Origin of the sequence: Tenacibaculum sp. A30 (assembly GCF_051200845.1) — a bacterium.
Lineage (GTDB): Bacteria > Bacteroidota > Bacteroidia > Flavobacteriales > Flavobacteriaceae > Polaribacter.
The window spans coordinates 2,346,242-2,363,347 of sequence record NZ_CP195160.1; the positions used below are offsets into that span (position 1 = coordinate 2,346,242).

Here is a 17,106-nt window from a genome sequence, read left to right on the forward strand (position 1 = left end):
GCGTAGTCGAAGTCACAATCCAAATTGTTTAAAATGATGGGTAAAGTGTTTTACTTGAAACTTTTTCCAATACTCATAATCCAACTCTCCAAAAAATGGATGTACTACTTTTCGGTTGGGGTCTTCATTAAACACAGTCTCAAAATATTGAACTTGATGTATCAAATCATTAATAGCTTCGTTCATTGAATCAAACTTCAACGGAGTTGGATCTTCTGATAAAAAAGGAGCTTTAAATCCTACCTGTAACTCATTGTCAGTATTTAAAAAAGGTTTTCTTCTAGCTGTTTTCTCATCAGAAACGTACATGTCAACATGCCAATTTCCATTAGCTATTTGAGTAACTGTACTTAAATGTTCAACCATTTGTTGCCCGTTCATTTTTCCAAATAAGGGTTTTGCATCAGCTGCTAAGTTTATAAGCGTACTACGTACTTCTTCCTCATTTAAAAAGTCTACCCATTGCACTTTTGGTTTGCGAAGCTCATTTAGTTTTTCAACTACAGCACTGTGTGAGGCCGTTCTATCCTCAAAATAAGCAACGACTGCTTCTTTTTCTTCGTTGGTGGCTTTGTGTTGATTTAAGATGTTCATCAAGTGCATTTTCATATGTCCGTGTTGAATACCTTTAGTAGTTAAGGCACGTAAAGCAGCAAAATTCTGCGCTAAACCAGCCGCAGCGATAATTTGCATTAAGGTGCGTGCGCTTGGTTTTTGCATCATATCTAGCGATAGTTTCGCCATTGGGTGTAATGCGGTTAGTCCACCTACGGTACCTAAAGCTAAAGGAATTTCAATCCAAAATCTAAAAACACCATCTTTTACTTCGCAATGTGTTAAACTACTGTATTGCCCATTTTTTGAAGCATAAGCATGTGCACCAGCTTCAATCGCTCTAAAATCGTTACCCGTTGCCAACACAACAGCATCAATTCCATTCATAATACCTTTATTGTGGGTAACTGCACGATACGGTTCTATTTCAGCGATTTTAACTGCTTGTTCAAATTTTTGAGCAAATTTCTCTGGGTTTTTTTCGCCTAATTCTTCTACTTTACAGCTAACTTCCGCTCTAACTAAACATTCAGGAACGTAGTTAGAAAGAATGCTCATTACAATTTCAATATCATCTTTTCTTAAAGCTTTGGCAATAGCTTCTAAACAAGAATTAATAAAGTTAGCACCCATACTATCTTTTGTTTCAAACGTAACATGTAATTGATAGTAATCTGCTAGTTTATCAGTTTTGTCAACCAGTTGAATATCTAAAATACCACCACCACGTTTTTCCATATTCTTTGTAATGGATGCAGTGGCAGCATGTAATTCGGTTTTTTGTTCGTTGAAATAAGAATGTAATTCCTTTTTATCTCCAGCGTACATAAAATGTACTTGACCAATTTTTGTGGTAGAAATCACTTCAGTTTTAAATCCACCTCTAGTACTCCAGTATTTGGCTACTTTTGAAGCAGCAGCAACTACAGAACTTTCTTCTACGACCATAGGTATTGCATAACTACGTCCGTTAATAACAAAGTTAGGGGCAACGCCGTAAGGCATATAAAAGTTAGAAATGGTATTTTCAATAAAATCATCGTGCAGCTGTTGTAGTTTTTCGTCTACATTCCAGTATTGCTTAATGGTTTGTATAATTTCTGGTTGATTGTTAAAGTAACTTTCTGCCAACCAGTCTATTTTTTCCTCTTTGGTAAGTTTTGAAAAACCAGAGATCGTTTTAGGCATCCTCAATTCATTTTTTGATGGTTCAAAGATAAGTGAAACGTGTTAAAATAGGGGTGATATTTAGTTTTTATGATTTTTTTGAGGGGGTTTTTGGCTATTTTTCCGTAAACTTGGCAAACTTTTTAGATAAACAACAACTTAATATGAAGAAATTATTACTATTATTCATAGGGATATCTTCGCTAGTGCAAGCTCAGAAAAAAGATATTTCCTTAGAAGATATATGGAGAAAAGGCACGTTTAGAGCAGATTATATGAATTCTTTGAATTCTATGAATGGAGATTTTTATTCACTTTTAAACTATGAAAATGGAAGTACTTCTGTAGATAAATACAGCTATGAAACTTTAGAAAAAGTAGCTACTATTGTAGATAGTAAAGATTTAGCAGGATTGAAATCATTTCAATCATATAGTTTTAACAATGACGAAACCAAATTGATTTTAGGTACTAACTTTAAGCCAATTTTTCGTCATTCTTTTTTAGGTACATTTTATGTGTACGATATTGCTAAAAAGACATTAGATCTTATAGGTACAGATATTCAGGAACCTACATTTTCTCCTGACAGCAAAAAAGTAGCCTATGCTAAAGCAAATAACTTATTTATTAAAGATTTTTCTGATAATACAGTTACTCAAATAACTAGCAACGGAAAAAAGAATGAGATAATTAATGGTATTACTGATTGGGTATACGAAGAGGAATTCGGCTTTGTAAAAGCTTTCGATTGGAGTGCAGATGGTAATAACCTAGCTTTTTTGCGTTTCAATGAGAGTGAAGTAAAAACGTTTTCTATGGATGTTTACGGAAAAGAAAAGTATCCATCACAACACGTTTTTAAATATCCAAAAGCAGGAGAGGCTAACGCAAAAGTTTCATTACATATTTTCTCATTAAATACTGGTAAAACTGCTGAGATAAGAGTAGGAGATTATGAATATATTCCGAGAATTAACTGGACAAGCGATGCTAATTTATTAGCTGTTCGTACGTTAAATCGTCATCAAAATGATTTAAAAATGTATTTTGTTGATGCTAACTCTTACAGAAGTCACTTAGTTTTAAATGAAACAGATAAAGCTTACGTAGATATCAACGATGATTTAACATTTTTAGATGATAACAGTTTTATCTGGACAAGTGAAAAAGATGGTTACAATCACGTTTACCACTATAATAAAGACGGACAGTTATTAAACCAAGTAACCAAAGGAAACTGGGAAGTTACCTCTTACTACGGTTATAATGCTGATAAGAAAACTATTTACTATCAATCGGTAGAAAATGGTTCTATCAATAGAGGAGTTTATAGTATTTCTTTAGACGGAAAGAATAAGGGGTTATTAAGCAATCCTTCAGGAACAAACAATGCTTCTTTCAGTAAAAACATGCACTATTTTATCAATACATTCTCAGATGCAAACACACCACCTGTGTATACTTTACGAAATGATGAAGGAAAAGTATTAAAGACAATTATTGATAATACAAATTTAAAAGAGGTTGTAGCAGGGTATAATTTAAGTGAAAAAGAGTTTTCAACGATCAATGTAAATGGAAACGATTTAAACATGTATACTATCAAGCCAGCAAACTTTGACGCGAATAAGAAATATCCAGTTTTAATGTATCAATATTCTGGTCCAGGTTCTCAAAATGTAAAGAATAGCTGGAATGGGGCTAACGATTATTGGCATCAAATGTTAGCACAAGATGGGTATATTGTTGTTTGTGTTGATGGTAGAGGAACAGGATTTAAAGGTCGTGACTTCAAGAAAGTTACCTATATGAACTTAGTAAAGCACGAAACTGAAGATCAAATTTCAGTAGCTCAAGAATTAGGTAAGTTACCTTATGTAGACGCTAATAGAATTGGTATTTGGGGATGGTCTTTTGGAGGACACATGAGTACCAACTGTTTATTAAAAGGAAATGATGTGTTTGCAGCTGCAATTGCTGTGGCACCAGTAACTACATGGCGTTTTTATGATACTATTTATACTGAGCGTTACATGCGTACACCAGAGGAAAATCCTGTAGGGTACGATGATAATTCACCATTAAATTATCCTGAATTATTAAAAGGAAAGTATTTATTAATTCACGGAACAGGTGATGATAACGTACACGTGCAAAATGCTTACAGAATGGCTGAAGCTTTGATTCAAGCTAACAAGCAATTTGAGTGGGGTATATATCCTGATAAGAATCATGGTATTTATGGTGGTAACACACGTTTACACTTATATACTAAGATGACGAACTTTATTAAAAACAACTTATAAACTAAAACAATATATTATGGCTAAAAATGTAGCAACCGAAAGGGAAATATTTGGGCATCCGGTAGGATTATTTATGTTGTTCTTTACAGAAATGTGGGAACGTTTTTCATACTACGGTATGAGAGCTTTACTGGTTTTATATTTAATTAGCGAAGTAGCAAGCGATAACCCAGGTTTAGGATGGTCTAAAAGTGATGCTAGTAGTTTATATGGTTGGTACACAATGCTTGTTTATATTACTCCAATTATTGGAGGAATTATTGCCGATAAAATCTTAGGATTTAGAAAGGCAATTATTATAGGTGCTGTATTAATGACTTTAGGGCATTTATCATTAGCTTTTGAACCAATGCCAGCGTTTTATTTAGGGCTTGGTTTATTAATTGTAGGTAACGGGTTTTTTAAACCTAACATTTCTTCAATTGTAGGGCAGTTATATCCAGAAGGAAGTGATAAAAAAGATTCAGGATACACTATTTTTTACCAAGGAATTAACGTTGGAGCTTTCTTAGGATCAATTTTATGTGGTTACTTAGGAGAAACTTTAGGATGGCACTACGGATTTGGATTAGCAGGTATATTCATGTTTATAGGATTAATTCAGTTCCATTTAGCACAAAAAATGTTTGGAGAAATTGGATTAGCACCAAAGAAGGAAATTTCAGAAGAAACCGCAGTAGTAGAAAAAGAGCCGTTAACAAAAGTAGAAACACAAAGATTAATTGTTGTTGGTGTTTTAGCGTTTTTCTCTATCTTTTTCTGGGCAGCTTTTGAACAAGCAGGTTCAAGTATGAACATTTTTGCAAGTGAATATACTGATAGAAGTTTAGAGGGAGTTGGAGTTACGATTTTTAAAGTATTTGGCGCTTTGTTATCTGCTTTACCAGTGGTAATTTTAACTTGGTTATTCATAGGAATGTTCAAGGCAATTGGTAAAACGTATGCTACAGCAATGATGTTTATGGCGTTAAGTGTAGTCATTTTATGGGGAATTATTGGGTACATGATTTACAACCAATTTTTTGATGAAAACCCAGAAGTGCCTGCAACATGGTTCCAGAGTTTAAATGCGTTATTCATCTTTACTTTAGCACCTTTATTTTCTTGGATTTGGCAAAAATTAGCGAAGACAAAATACAATCCTAACGGGCCTCAAAAATTTGCAATTGGGTTAATATTATTAGGATTAGGTTTTATTCCAATGGTAATAGGATCAGCAGGATTAGGTGTTGATTCAGTACAAAAAACAAGTATGATTTTCTTAGTGTTAGCTTATTTGTTACATACTATGGGAGAATTAAGTTTATCACCAGTAGGGCTTTCTTATGTTAATAAGTTATCACCAAAAAGATTATTAGGTATCATGTTTGGTATTTGGTTCTTCGCTTCAGCGATGGGTAATAAGTTAGCAGGATCTTTTTCTAGCTACATGGAAAAAATCGCACAAGAATCTTCAATGTCTGATTTCTTCAATATCTTAGTTTGGATTCCAATCATCGGTGGTGTGGTATTATTCCTTTTAAGTTTCCCACTTAAAAAATTAATGCACGGAGTAAAATAATAAGGAACATTTAACCTCATGATAGCTTTTTATCATGAGGTTTGTTATATATAAATAATAAATAAAAATAATGAATACGGATATTGAAAATCTATTTAAAGACAAAGTTTTAGGGCATCCAGCTGGATTGTTTGTACTGTTTTTTACTGAAATGTGGGAGCGTTTTTCTTATTATGGAATGCGTGCATTGTTAATCTTATTTTTTACAGCTTCTTTAATGGATGAAGGTTGGGGGTGGCCACGTGAATGGGCTTACGCAATCTTTGGAACATATACATCTTTAGTATATTTATCTACAATGGTAGGAGGTTATTTTGCTGATAATGTAATAGGAATTAGAAAAGCAGTAGTCTTAGGAGCAGTTTTAATGACTATAGGTCATGGTTGTATGGCTATTGAAACACCATTTTTTATCTATGCAGGTTTAGGGTTTTTAGTAATTGGTAGTGGATTCTTTAAGCCAAATATGACTTCTATTATTTCAGAAATGTACAAAGGTAAAGAAGAAAAGAAAGATGGTGCTTACACTATATTTTATATGGGAGTAAACGCAGGTGCTTTCTTAGGAATTTTACTTTGTGGGTATTTAGGAGAGAAAGTAGGATGGTCTTGGGGATTTGGAGTAGCAGGTATTTTTATGTTATTTGGAATGTTGCAGTTTTGGTTTGCTCAAGGAATTTTTGGTAAGATTGGAGATGGACCAAAAATTAAAAACACGAAGTCTATCAATGAGGCTACAAGTGAAGAAAAATCAGAAGAAGAGGGGCTTAATCCTTTTACAGGTGTACAAAAAATAATGATTGCTATCTCAGCAGTTTTAGGTTTAGCTTGGATTTTTAATGATCCTATTTCAAAAATTTCAGAAGGAAAATATAATTTATTTCCATTTGAAGCCATAGGTTTAACAGGTTCAGATCTAGCTATTTTAACAGCTTTAGGCCTTTTTATAGCCTTATTAGTAATTAGAATTCCTAAATATACACCGGTATTAAGAGATAGAATGTTAGCAGTAGTTTTCTTTGCTTTTGTAACTATTTTCTTCTGGGCTATATTTGAACAGTCACCAAGTTCGTTAACAGTATTTGCTAAAGATTACACACAACGAACTTTAGAAGGTAGTGCAGGAACAATCTTTAAAATAGTAAACTCTTTAATGACAATTGTTCCTTTAGGAATCATTTCATGGGTGTTATTTTTATTATTTAAAAAGACTTTTGCCAAATATGCACTTTCTAATATATTCTTAGCATTAAGTTTTGTTATTGTTTGGGGAATTGCTCTTTGGATGTTATATGTAGAATTTCAAAAAGATTCAACAGAGGTTCCAGCATCATGGTTCTCAATATTAAATTCATTATTTATTATCACATTAGCACCGTTGTTTTCTAAATGGTGGGAAAGTAAATACAATCCTAATGCAAACATGAAGTGGGCTATAGGTATGGGATTATTAGGTTTAGGTATGGCTTGTGTTGCAATTGGTTCATCAGGAATTCCTGTGGGGGCTAAAACAGCTTCTGTAAGTATGATATGGTTAATTTTAGTGTATCTATTCCATACCATGGGTGAGTTATGCGTTTCTCCAGTAGCATTATCGTATGTTTCTAAATTAGTTCCTGGACGTATGATTGCTTTTATGTTTGGTATTTGGTACTTAGCAGTAGCGATAGGAATGAAATTAGCAGGTGTTTTTGCTGAATCTTCTGAAGCGATTGCTGAAGAACAAGGTTTAAGCAGTTTCTTTTGGTTATTAACATTTGTTTCTTTAGGATTAGCAGTATTATCTGCAGTATTATATCCAGTAATTAAAAAGTTAATGCACGGGGTGAAATAACCCTAAATATAGGTTAAAAGAACTTTTAACAACCTGTCAAGTCAAAAACTTGGCAGGTTTTTTTGTAAATTTGGAACACTTATTGAGACTTTAAGGATATGAAAAAAATAATAGTAGTAGCGGTTTTCGCCATTATTTCATTTGGAGTAAGAGCACAAGAAAATAAAGTTAATTGGTTAACTTTTGAAGAAGCGATGGAAATGAGTGAGAAAGATCCTAAGCCAATTATGGTAGATATTTATACCGATTGGTGCGGATGGTGTAAAAAAATGGATAAAACAACGTACCAAAACAAGGTAATTATAGATTACATCAATACACATTACTACCCTGTAAAGTTAAATGGTGAAGCTAAACATGATATTATGTTTCAAGGAAGAACTTTCACTTACCAAGCACAGGGTAGAAGAGGATATCATGAATTAGCAGCAGCGATTATGAAAGGGCAATTAAGCTATCCTTCAACAGCATTTTTTAACACAGAAAGACAATTGTTACAAAATGTTCCTGGGTATTTAGAAGAGAAAAGATTTGAAAAAATACTAGCCTATTTTAATAAAGAGAATTATAAGAGTACACCTTGGCCTGAGTTTGAAAAAAACTTTAAAAGTGCCATGTAAAGCTATTCTCTAATAATATAAACACCATTTTGACCCGTATACCAAAATGGTGTTTTTTGTTTATCACAAGTTTCTTTCCATCTATTAACATACGATTTGTAGTTGCTTCCATCCGCAATAACTTGTTGAGGTTTTAGCGTAGTAATTAATCTGTTTAAATTGATTTTAGGACTGTTTTGTAGTAGCACTATCGGGTTTTTAAGTCCGTTAATTTGATAAACGCCTAAACTATCTACAATTAAAATTTGTTTGTTGTTGAAAGATGCAACGTTAAATACTGAATCTGTATTTTTAGAAAGAATATGTTCACCAATTCTGTAGGATTGTAAAAGTTTTTCTTGTTGAATAATGGAATCACTTATCGAACTGAAAACGTGTAGTTCGTTACCACTTCTTTTTCCTAAAACAGTATGCCTGCTTTTGTGAAATACAATAAACTCATTTTTGTTTACCTTCTCATGTTTTTCATAAAAATAAATTCCTTGTAAAAGAAGAATAGAAGTGAACAAGAAAACAACACTTTTAGAAGTTTTGCGAATCCAAACCTGAAAGAAGAAGATGGTAAATACATACCAAGCCAACATCGCCCAGAAAGACATCGATATTTCTTTCAATAGAAAATCTTCCTGATGTGAAATCCAGTTGACAAAATAATTCATCAAAGAAATTACGAATCCGTACGCATTAGCTGCAAATTGAGGTAAGATATTGAAGGTTGCTAATAGAATGATTACTATTCCACAGCCCAAAATTGTTCCTAAAAAGGGAATGATAATTAAGTTAGATAGAATAAACAATCCTGGAAACTGATGAAAATAGTACAAACTAATAGGTAAAATTCCTGCTTGAGCGGCTACCGAAACTGTAAATAAACCCCAACCTTTATCTAGTAACCAAAGTTTAGGTTTCCAGAGGTTGTAGAGTAACGGTTGTACCCAAACAATGCCAAAAACGGCTAAATAACTGAGTTGAAATCCGACATCGAATAAAAACACGGGTTTTATCAACAGTAAAAATTGCATGGAACTGATTAAAGAAAACTCAATAACCTTCTTCCGTTTAAACGACAAACCGATAGCCACAAAAGTAAACATGGTTACGGCACGTACTACCGATGCCGATAAGCCTGCGATAAAAGCAAAAAACCAGAGTAATACTACAATGCAAGTAGTTTTAATAAGTATTCCATGCGGAATTCTTTCCAAAGGTTTAAATAGATAGGAGAGTAGCCATAGTAAAATTCCTATGTGTAACCCTGAAATGGCTAAGATGTGAACCGCCCCAGCATTGGTATAACTTTCTAATAATTCTTTTGATATTTCTTGACGCTGACCGAGTAATAAAGCATTAATGACAGCAAATTCATCGTTTGAAAAATCATATTGTTTTAAGGAAGTTTGTACTTTTTCTCTAATACTAGCTGATAAATTGATTAAAGAAAAACTTGCATCATCAAGCTGTTTAAATTGCTGTTTGCTTAAAAACACTTGATGATAGATGTACTGTTTTGCCAAATACTGTTTGTAATCAAATTGATGCAGATTTAAAGGAGGAATTAATTCCTTAAAAGGAGTTTTAATAAAAATCCGATTACCAACAGCAAGTGAAGTTTGTGTACTGTCTTTTTGGATGTTTAGAAGAATGTATCCGTTTGTTTTGGTGGAATCAACCTGAGAGACTTTAGCTACATACTTTTTATAATAATTTCCGGGTTTTAATACTTTTTGAATGGTTAGTACAGAGGAAGAGTCGTTTGTTAATTGATGTTCGTAATAATTCGCATAATTCTTCGGATTGTGAATGTAGGTAGTGCTAATTCCGATAGAGACAAATAATAGTAAGCTAACGATACTAAATACTTTTCGCATTTGAAACCTTTTTAAAAAGTAGAGAGCAATTAGAAAAACTAGCAATAAAACTCCTAAATAAAGAAGGTTAAAATGCCAAATCTGTGTGTAAAACTGAAGTGTTATTCCAATAATCACACATAGCAAAAAATGAAAAGGAGGGTATGTAAGCAACTTTTTCATAACCTTTTAAAGTTATGAAAAAATTAAATAAAAATACTATCCGTTTGAATAAGAGAGAAATATAATTAATAAGTTGTTGTCATATTATCATCTACACAAATAATAAAATCAGCTTTTTTGAGGTTTTCTTTTTCAAGCTTGTTAATGTCCTTTTGCAAAACCGTGGTGATTGTTGCATAATTCAAATTTGGATTTTCATTCTTCAAATACCACAAAATTCCTTCGTAATAATCAGAGTGATAAGCTCCGTTATAGTGCAAAAACAAATGATTTGGCAGGTGGTTTTTCAAAATGAAATGTGCCATAGTAGCATCTTTTATGGCTTGAGCCATGACTAATTTTGGAGTACCATGATCTCCCATCATCGTCAGTATTTTTTTATAGGTAGGTAGTTCGCTATCAAATTTTATAGGCAAAGGAGCAATCCATGATTTTTCGGTGTCTGATAAAGCATCAAGCGCTTCAAAACCTTTTTTATATACCAAATTAGCATATGTTCTAGGAATGTTACTTGCAACAAAGTTCAGTTTTTGGTCTTTTGCAAAATTTACAAGTGGGGCATAATCAGTTTTATAGTTCGACCATAATCTAGCTAAGGTGTCGAGTTGTTTGCTGTTGATACTACCGTTTATATATTGACTTAAAAGTTGTTGATTATCAGCTTCAAACATTTCAGCGCCTAAAATAAGTTTATGTGTTTTATGAAGGTCGTTGGTTACTTCATACTGAAGCCAATGCGCAATAGGGTTATTATGAAGTTCTCCAAACAAAACAATATCATTTTTTGCTATTTTTTTAAGCATTCTGTCATAAGAAACTTTCTTTCCTTAAGCATTGTATATTTTATAAGCCCTTTTTTGAGCAACTAAGTTAGGAGCGACAAACAAGAATAGAAGTAAAAAGGGAGTCTTTTTCATATTGGTTTGTTTTAATTGACAGAATTAGAGTTCAGTTTTAATAACTAATATCCATAGCTAGCTAATTTACCCAAAATTGCAGAATAGCCAAATAAAAAAAGCAACCTTACTTCGGCTACGCTCAGTAACCAGTAAGATTGCTTTTCAATGGTATTTAGTCTTTGAAATACGTTACACGATTTCTACAACCAAACCTTCTTCCGTTTTTTTAACTTTAGCAAGGTTGTTTTTAGTTAATCCTTTAATAGTTTTGTCCCACTTTTTGTTAGACAAACCACTTTGCGTTTTTAACTCGTTTAAATCTATTTTTTCAGCTTTTTCTATCAATGCTAACAATGCTTTTTCATCATCATTTAACTCAACAGAAGGAGCTTTCTTTTCTGGTTTCATCTGTGGGAAGAATAATACTTCTTGAATTGACGGATTGTTTGTTAAATACATAATTAAACGATCCATTCCAATTCCTAATCCAGAAGTAGGAGGCATACCATATTCTAAGGCACGTAAGAAATCTTGATCGATAAACTGACCTGCTTCATCATCTCCACGCTCCGCTAATTTTAACTGTGCTTCAAAACGCTCGCGTTGATCTATTGGGTCGTTTAATTCAGAGTACGCATTGGCAATTTCTTTACCACATACCATTAACTCAAAACGCTCAGTTAATTCAGGATTGTCGCGGTGCTCTTTACACAGCGGAGACATTTCCTTCGGATAATCGGTAATAAAGGTTGGTTGAATGTAGTTTCCTTCACATTTTTCACCAAAAATCTCATCAATTAACTTTCCTTTACCCATGGTTTCATCTACTTCAATTCCCATGTCTTGAGCAGCTTTACGGATTTCATCTTCCGATTTTCCGTTGATGTCAAAACCAGTGAAGTGTTTGATAGAGTCAGCCATCGTAACACGCGCATACGGAGCTTTAAAGTCTACTTTATGCTCTCCAAACGTAGCTTCGGTAGTTCCGTTCACTGCTAAAGCACAGTGCTCTAATAGTTTTTCGGTGAACTCCATCATCCAGTTGTAGTCTTTGTAAGCTACATAAATTTCCATGGCTGTAAATTCTGGGTTGTGCGTTCTGTCCATTCCTTCATTACGGAAGTTTTTAGAAAACTCATATACACCGTCAAAACCACCAACAATCAAACGTTTTAAGTATAACTCATTCGCAATACGCATGTATAACGGAATGTCTAAGGCGTTGTGATGTGTAATAAATGGTCTTGCAGCAGCACCACCTGGAATAGGTTGTAAAATTGGCGTTTCTACTTCAAAATATCCTGCATCGTTAAAAAACTGACGCATCGCATTGAATAACTTTGTACGCTTTACAAAAACTTCTTTTACCTGTGGATTTACTACCAAATCAGCATAACGCTGACGGTAACGCATTTCAGGATCTGTAAATCCGTCAAAAGTATTTCCTTCAGCATCTACTTTTGGTAATGGTAATGGCTTTAAAGATTTACTTAATAATTTAAAATCTTTTACCATTACAGTGATTTCTCCTACCTGAGTTTTAAATAACTCACCTTCAATTCCTACAAAATCACCTATATCTAATAACTTTTTGTACACTTCATTGTACAAGTTTTTGTCTTCACCAGTACAAATCTCGTCACGGTTAAAATATACCTGTACACGACCTTCACTATCTTGTAATTCAGCGAAAGACGCTTTTCCTTGAATACGACGTGACATTAATCTACCTGCAATCACCACCTTTTTACCCTCTTCAAACTTCTGTTTAATCTCTTTCGAGTTTGAATTTAATGGGAATAAATCAGCTGGGTAGGGATTGATGCCTAATTCTCTTAGCTTCCCTAACTTTTCTCTACGTACAACTTCTTGTTCTGATAATTGCATGGGTTATTTTTTATTAATATTTAATGAAGCTGCAAAGATACAATCAATTGCAGAATTAAACAACGCTTAACAGATTCACATTTTTTGTAAAAAACTCAAAAAAGTTTGCGAACTTTAAAAAAGGTTGTATATTTGCAGGCTGTCTAATTTTAAAAAGACAGCATTTAGTTGTGTTGTTAGGTACTTTAAATAGTACCATGGTTTTGTTAACCAATGGAAAGCTTCCCTGAGATGGGTTGCTTTTTTTTTGCGCTAAATTTAAGTGTTTTTTGAAGCCATTTCCCGCTTTTCGCACTCGCTTCCCGAAGTGTCGGGAGAGCTCAAACAATTGCTACAATCGGGGCTAAGCGTATTTGCTAACTTTCCTAATTATTTAAGGGGTCTTTAAGCATATCCGAAGGGACATTATCAATAAAACATCTTCCTAAAAGAAAGAATTACTGTACTCAAAAAACTTCACGATAAATAAAACTAAGTATACCGTAGCAATAGAAAATTTAATAGTTGCGGATGCTAAAAATCCAAGAAAAGCACCGAACGAGGCTTTAATAGCTCTGTTGGTATCTTTACTGTCATAAATCAATTCACCAACTAAAGCTCCCACAAAAGCACCAATTAAAATTCCGAAGGGAATAGGAGTAAAGAGCCCCACAATTAAACCAATTGTGGTACCATATACACCGTATTTAGAGCCTCCAAAGCGTTTGGTTCCCATAGCAGGGATAAAATAATCAAGAATAAATATGAAGATAGCAATAGCTAGGGTAATGCCTAAGAACGTCCAGTTTTGAGGAATTACACTTGTTAAGTGTAATAATAACAAACCTACCCAGCTAGTAATAGGGCCTGGTAGTATAGGTAAAAACGACCCGACAATTCCTAAACAAGCAAATACAAACCCAAGTATAATTAAAAATATATCCATTAATTTTTTTATTGATAAGACGAAGATAGGAAAGCTTTGTTACATATTTATTAACTAAAAAATTAGTTTAAACTAATTTTTTAGTTATATTTGTTTCAGGAATATTTCATATAAAGTACTATGAGTAAACAATTAACGAAGGCAGAAGAACAAATAATGCAGGTATTATGGGAGTTAAAAATAGCTTCGGTAAAAGAAGTAATTGAGCAGTTACCAGAACCTAAGCCAGCATACAATACGGTTTCTACCATAATTAGAATTTTAGAAACTAAGGAGTTTGTAGGACATAAACCTAAGGGAAGAGGATATGAATATTACCCGTTGATAGAAAAGTCTGACTATAGCAATGATAGTTTACACAAGCTAATGAATGGTTATTTTGGAGGTTCATTTAAGAGTATGGTGTCGTTTTTTATGAAAGAAAACAAAATGGATATCCAAGAACTCGAAAGTATTTTAAAAGAGGTGAATAAAAATAAGAAGTCATGATCAACTATATTATTCAAGTTATATTATTTCAGGTACTGTTTGTAGCGGTGTACGATTTCTTTTTAAGCAAAGAAACCTTTTTTACTAAAAACCGATGGTATTTGTTGGGTACAGCAGTGCTGTCGTTTGTATTGCCTTTGTTTAAAATTCCAACGGTTCAAAAAGCAGTGCCGCAAGAATATTATATTTTATTACCAGAGGTAGTGTTGTCGCCCCAAAAAGTGATTGAAAAAGCGGCTTGGTATCAATCCATTACTTATTTAGACCTGTTATTTTGGAGTGGATGTACCTTGTTTCTAATAGTGTTTTTAGTAAAGTTAGAACGTATTATTCGACTGGTATTACAATACGGAACTATTCCAAAAGGAAATTATAAATTGATATTACTTCCAAAAGAAACCAAAGCGTTTTCATTTTTCAACTATATCTTTTTAGGAAAAGAAATTCCATCATCAAAGCAAGAAAAAATCATTCAACACGAATTGGTGCATAGTGAACAAAAACACACGTTGGACTTACTATTTTTTGAGTTTTTAAAAATAGTAATGTGGTTTAATCCAATGGTGTATGTGTATCAAAACCGTATTTCGTTAGTTCATGAGTATATTTCAGATGCTGTAGCTAGCAAATCTGATCAAAAAGAAAATTATATCAACCATTTACTCGCTGATATTTTTCAGGTCGAGCATATTTCATTCATTAATCAATTTTATAAACATTCATTAATTAAAAAACGAATTATTATGATGACGAAAACACAATCAAAAAAAGTAAAACAGCTAAAGTATTTGTTGCTAATTCCGCTCTTAGGAAGCATGATTTTATATACGGCATGTTCTGATGAGAGTAAAAGTAGTGAAGAAGTAGCAAAAAAAGAACTAACCACCATACATTTACAAATGGGAAAGGAGTACCAAAAAGAAATGGTAGGAAAGAAAGAGACTTATTTAGATTTTTATCAAGGAACAGAAATCCCTGAATGGGAAGAGATATCATATAATGATTTGTTAGCAGAAGAAAAGCTAGAATATGATGAGGATTTTAGTAATGTTAAAGGAAAAGACAATGTATACTCCAAAACTGTAGAGTTTAAATTGTATAAAAAACCGAATGGGAGAAAAGTAATAGCAAATATTATAGATTTTTCGAAAATTAAGAACAAGTCAATAGAGGGAGAAGACATTCCTTTCTCGCTTTTAGATAAAGTACCAACATTCCCTGGATGCGCAGAAGGAGATAAAGACTGCTTTAATAGAAGTTTACAACAATTTGTAAAAGATAATTTTAATGTGTCTATAGTCGAAGGTTTAGGGTTAGAGTCAGGAAAAAAACGAATTTATGTGCAATTTAAAATAGATAAAGAAGGTAAAGTAATTGATGTTAAGGCAAGAGCTCCACATCCAACATTACAACAGTATGCTGAAGAATTGGCACAAAAATTGCCCCAAATGGAACCAGGAATTAAAAATGGAACAAAAGTTCAAGTAGGTTATACCTTACCAATTACTTTTGAGGTGAAATAAAATAAGTATCTTGGTCACAGTTAACCAATGAATAATACCAAAAATAGAAACGTGAAAAATAAAATTTTACTTATTGTTTTTGTAGTAGGAATTATAAAAGTCGAGGCGCAAGTTTCGGCTTTTCAAACTATTGATAGTTTACTAAATAAAGGACGCTATCAAACAGCATTAACAAAGTTACATGAGTTGGATACTACTTTTCAATCAACTTCAAAAATAGCGGCAATCTATGCATCTATAGATAATCATAAACAAGCCTCGAAATACTATGAGCAAGCATTGGCGTTGCAAGATGATTATGCTGTAAAAGTAAACTTAGGAAAAGCATATCAGAAAGAAAAAAAGCTAGAAAAGGCAATTGAAATTTATGAAGGAATTATAAATGAGGATGCCGAAAATTTATTGATACAATATCAACTTGGAAAGTTGTATGCAAAAACCAAACAACCTACTAAGTCGATAGAAACTTTTAAGAGTTTAACCCAAATAGATAGTACAAATGCAAATTATTACTATCAATTAGGAATTGGATATGCAATGTTGAACAAGAATAATTTAAAAATTAATAGCTTTTTAGAAGCTTACAAAAACGATGAGGAGCATATTAAATCGATTCATCAATTGGCGTTGGCGTATACTTTTTTAAGAGATAAAGATTCTGCAACTATTTTTATCAATAAAGGGTTGGAAGTCGATCCTAATCATATAGCTTTAAACAAACTTAAAATTAATAACCTCTACAGAAAAGAAAAGTATAAAGAAGCGATTAAGCTATTAGATAAGATAGATTCTATAGAGCCTAATGAGCATTATACTCAAAAAATGTTAGGACGAAGTTATTTTAATTTGAAGAAGTATAAGAAGGCAAAAGAGTATTTTAATAAAGCACTTAAAATAGATCGATCAGATTTTAAAGCATATAAATATTTAGGAGATATTGATTTTGAACAGAGAAAATTTCATAAAGCACAGTTGAATTATACATTAGCGACTTTTGTTGGTAAAGAACCAAGAGATGAGGAATATTACCAATTAGCAAGAGTGTATAAAGAGTTAGGTAACTCTAAAGAAGAGTTGAGTTTATATAAAAAGGCTTTTGATGAGAATAAAAAAAATTATCAAGCATTGTTTCAATTGGCTTTAAAGAGTGAAGTTTATTATGAAGACAAGAAAATTGCATATAAGTACTATAAAACTTATATAAATCGTTTTGAAAGAAAAGATGTTTCATATACTGAATATGTGAAAACACGATTAGAAGCGATAAAAAAACATTATTTCTTACAAGGAGAAATCTTAGATTAGTA

General features: G+C 32.7%; 12 protein-coding genes. 7 read left to right on the plus strand and 5 right to left on the minus strand.

Going from position 1 to position 17,106, the window contains the following annotated elements:
- Window positions 1-12 precede the first annotated feature (12 nt).
- Window positions 13-1,743, minus strand: coding sequence for a hydroxymethylglutaryl-CoA reductase, degradative (locus ACR9ES_RS11330; RefSeq protein WP_435254280.1), 1,731 nt, complete (start codon window positions 1,741-1,743; stop codon window positions 13-15).
- 143 nt (window positions 1,744-1,886) lie between these two features.
- Between ACR9ES_RS11330 and ACR9ES_RS11335 the strand changes: the two genes are divergently transcribed.
- From ACR9ES_RS11335 to ACR9ES_RS11350, 4 genes are all read left to right on the plus strand, one after another.
- On the plus strand, window positions 1,887-4,031 hold the full coding sequence (locus tag ACR9ES_RS11335; protein WP_435254281.1) for a S9 family peptidase: 2,145 nt from the start codon (window positions 1,887-1,889) through the stop codon (window positions 4,029-4,031).
- Between the two features lie 16 nt (window positions 4,032-4,047).
- The gene (locus tag ACR9ES_RS11340) at window positions 4,048-5,592 is read left to right on the plus strand and encodes a peptide MFS transporter (protein ID WP_435254282.1); all 1,545 of its coding nucleotides are present in this window, start codon (window positions 4,048-4,050) and stop codon (window positions 5,590-5,592) included.
- Between the two features lie 70 nt (window positions 5,593-5,662).
- Entirely contained in the window at window positions 5,663-7,426 is a 1,764-nt protein-coding gene (locus tag ACR9ES_RS11345) for a peptide MFS transporter (protein WP_435254283.1), read from the plus strand.
- 98 nt (window positions 7,427-7,524) lie between these two features.
- Window positions 7,525-8,046, plus strand: a complete 522-nt coding sequence (locus tag ACR9ES_RS11350) for a thioredoxin family protein (protein WP_298996399.1) — start codon at window positions 7,525-7,527, stop codon at window positions 8,044-8,046.
- 2 nt (window positions 8,047-8,048) lie between these two features.
- On the opposite strand, the gene ACR9ES_RS11355 is transcribed toward ACR9ES_RS11350, so the two are convergent.
- The 4 genes from ACR9ES_RS11355 to ACR9ES_RS11370 all read right to left on the minus strand — a co-directional run bounded on the left by ACR9ES_RS11355 (window position 8,049) and on the right by ACR9ES_RS11370 (window position 13,787).
- Window positions 8,049-10,076 (minus strand): ComEC/Rec2 family competence protein, encoded by a 2,028-nt coding sequence (locus tag ACR9ES_RS11355; RefSeq protein WP_435254284.1) that lies wholly within the window; start codon window positions 10,074-10,076, stop codon window positions 8,049-8,051.
- A gap of 65 nt (window positions 10,077-10,141) precedes the next feature.
- The gene (locus ACR9ES_RS11360; protein WP_435254285.1) at window positions 10,142-10,879 is read right to left on the minus strand and encodes a ChaN family lipoprotein; all 738 of its coding nucleotides are present in this window, start codon (window positions 10,877-10,879) and stop codon (window positions 10,142-10,144) included.
- 285 nt (window positions 10,880-11,164) lie between these two features.
- On the minus strand, window positions 11,165-12,862 hold the full coding sequence (gene lysS / locus ACR9ES_RS11365) for a lysine--tRNA ligase (RefSeq protein ID WP_435254286.1): 1,698 nt from the start codon (window positions 12,860-12,862) through the stop codon (window positions 11,165-11,167).
- Between the two features lie 424 nt (window positions 12,863-13,286).
- Window positions 13,287-13,787 (minus strand): DUF456 domain-containing protein, encoded by a 501-nt coding sequence (locus ACR9ES_RS11370; RefSeq protein ID WP_435254287.1) that lies wholly within the window; start codon window positions 13,785-13,787, stop codon window positions 13,287-13,289.
- Window positions 13,788-13,907: 120 nt separating this feature from the next.
- Here ACR9ES_RS11370 and ACR9ES_RS11375 point away from each other — a divergent pair, with 120 nt between their 5' ends.
- From ACR9ES_RS11375 to ACR9ES_RS11385, 3 genes are read left to right on the plus strand one after another with little or no spacing between them, the layout of a single operon-like run.
- Complete coding sequence (locus tag ACR9ES_RS11375; protein ID WP_435254288.1) at window positions 13,908-14,276, plus strand: BlaI/MecI/CopY family transcriptional regulator; 369 nt, start codon at window positions 13,908-13,910, stop codon at window positions 14,274-14,276.
- A complete protein-coding gene (locus ACR9ES_RS11380; RefSeq protein WP_435254289.1) occupies window positions 14,273-15,799 on the plus strand; it encodes a M56 family metallopeptidase in 1,527 nt (508 codons plus the stop codon). Before ACR9ES_RS11375 ends, ACR9ES_RS11380 begins: the two co-directional genes overlap by 4 nt.
- 51 nt (window positions 15,800-15,850) lie before the next feature.
- Window positions 15,851-17,104, plus strand: coding sequence for a tetratricopeptide repeat protein (locus ACR9ES_RS11385; protein WP_435254290.1), 1,254 nt, complete (start codon window positions 15,851-15,853; stop codon window positions 17,102-17,104).
- Window positions 17,105-17,106: the final 2 nt, after the last annotated feature.